The sequence below is a fragment of the Youngiibacter fragilis 232.1 genome (assembly GCF_000495435.3).
In the GTDB taxonomy this organism is placed as follows: Bacteria; Bacillota; Clostridia; order Clostridiales; family Clostridiaceae; genus Youngiibacter; species Youngiibacter fragilis.
Genome location: NZ_AXUN02000053.1, coordinates 1 through 2,351 on the forward strand (window position 1 = coordinate 1; position 2,351 = coordinate 2,351).

Here is a 2,351-nt window from a genome sequence, read left to right on the forward strand (position 1 = left end):
TGCCGGGCGCACAACGAAAAAGGATATGATGCTGAAGAGACTTCAGACTCATATCCTTTGTTGTTATTCTAAATCCTCTCAGTCCTTATCTGCAAAAACCGCGAGACCGTCGCTAGAAAACATTATCTTTGTTTACGTTAAATTTATTAGCGTTTTATCATGCAATATACAATATTTCTGCGTATTTCAATTTTTAACGTCATTTATCATTGCGTTTAATACAATTTTGATGTATATTCCACTTAAGAGGACCTTAACATGACTTGGAGGTGGTCTTGATTGAAAATCAACAAAATTGTTTTAGGTGGTTATAGAAATATTAAGGGGGTTGAACTGAACCTTGATTCGATAATTGCTTTGGTAGCAGTCAATAGCTACGGAAAATCAAATGTACTAAGCGGAATCTCCTTTGGTATTGAATTCGTAAAGGCAACCCTTACTGCAAAAAGCAGACTCATGGGGCTTCAAAGCGCTATTCCAATTAACAATGAGACAGCGTCGGATGATTACTTCATTCAATTTACAATGGAAACTTCATCAAATGGTAAAGCATATGAAGCAATATACGGGTACAAATTCAAATGGTTTAAAGATGATACCAGCGGCTCAAGAATTGTTGAAGAATGGTTGAAGGTCAGGTTGAACGATAAAAACCAGAAATTCAACCATTTAATCTCAAGGGATATAAAAGGAGCTTTATATAAATCTTCGGAAACAGGTAGGTGCACTAATAAACTAAGCATTGAGCAAAATGAACTTGTCATTAATAAGTTAATGGCATATGACTCATTGTACTATCTGGATATCATAAAAAAGATAAACAACCTCAACATGTATATTGAGCGTCATCTTGATGCAAGCCAATCATTCTCATCAAATGCATTCATTAGGAATGATTCTGACGAATTGTCCTTAAACAACATTGATAGCATACCAAGGCTAATTTACAACATGAAAATTATGCACAGATCAAATTATGACATTTTAGTTGATTCATTTAAGACACTTTTCCCAAACATTGATGATATTTTGGTGGAAAAAGTAGATAGAACTGATCTCCCCTTTCTAAGGTCACCTGAAAAAGTACCATTTACTATTGATAGCCAAATATATTTATTATACGTAATAGATAAAAATTTGAACCAGCCCTTAAATTTCAAATATATTTCTGATGGAAGTAAAAGAATTTTTCTTATACTTGCCAGTTTAATTCTTGCAGATATAAACAACTATTCAATTATCGCAATTGAAGAGCCTGAAAACTCTGTGCACCCACGACTCCTACAAAGCTATCTGAGGATACTTTCACAATTATCCAATGAGTGTAAAATCGTCTTTACAAGTCATTCACCGTATATTATCCAGTATTTGGACTTAAGCAATATTTATGTGGGCATGCCAAGTAAATATGGAATTGCCAATTTCTCACGTTTAAGACAACGGGCAGCTAGCCGCCTGATCCATGACGCCATTGATCTTGAGTTATCTACTGGAGAGTATATTTTTAATCTCCTAAGTGAAAATGATGATTCAATTCTCGATTACTATAATGAGGGTAATAATGGGTAAAGGGATCGTTATTTTCGTTGAAGGGTATACTGAAGATGAGTTATACAGCAGATTTAGAGAGAAACTCCACTCAATGACCGAAAACCATAAGTTCGAGATTTCGTATCTGACTATATGTAACCTAAAAGGCATAGGTAATTTTAAGACAAGGGCCAGACGAAAATTCGAGAAGGATATCCAACGAAAACATCCTGAATTGGAGTATACAATTTTTCTCTGCTATGATACTGATGTATTTGATTGAACAAAATCACTACGCGATAGTTCCTTAACTCAATTCTATACTTATGCCTCTTGAATTGACAGAGGCTTTTTTTACGCAAAAAAATAGTAGTTTAATCCCCATTGTTGGTTTATTGTGGAATCACGACAAACTACAAATAACCTAAAGGAGGACAACTACTATTTGTACGCCTATGTTACCATATTTGGTCAGATTCAACAACATTACCTTTGAAATTTTGTCCTTGTCCCCCAGGCCTCCTCCTTTGCGCTTACGAACCATTTTCACTGCGCTTGATTGAAAGGAGTTACCTATGGACAAGATCACGATAGAAAACTATGTATCTCAACTGGACCATTACCTGGAGCTCAGAGACCTGACAAGCAATACCAGGAAAAGCTACCAGTCTTTCCTCAGGTCCTATCTTGAATGGCTGGACTTGATGGGCATCAACCCTGTCGAGGCCTCCTACAATGACATTCAGACCTATCTCCTTTTCCTTCTTAAGACAAATTAGCTTTCCCACCACAGTATCAATGCCCACTCATCACAAATACGC

The 2,351-nt window shown here is 36.0% G+C and carries 3 protein-coding genes; all 3 read left to right on the forward strand.

All coding sequences use genetic code 11. From position 1 onward, the window contains the following. Positions 1-279: 279 nt before the first annotated feature. On the forward strand, positions 280-1,569 hold the full coding sequence (locus T472_RS03660) for an AAA family ATPase (RefSeq protein ID WP_023388271.1): 1,290 nt from the start codon (positions 280-282) through the stop codon (positions 1,567-1,569). Then, positions 1,562-1,813 (forward strand): hypothetical protein, encoded by a 252-nt coding sequence (locus tag T472_RS03665; RefSeq protein WP_023388272.1) that lies wholly within the window; start codon positions 1,562-1,564, stop codon positions 1,811-1,813. Before T472_RS03660 ends, T472_RS03665 begins: the two co-directional genes overlap by 8 nt. A 292-nt stretch (positions 1,814-2,105) precedes the next feature. Then, a complete protein-coding gene (locus T472_RS03670) occupies positions 2,106-2,309 on the forward strand; it encodes a phage integrase N-terminal SAM-like domain-containing protein (RefSeq protein WP_023863329.1) in 204 nt (67 codons plus the stop codon). The last annotated feature ends 42 nt before the right edge of the window (positions 2,310-2,351 follow it).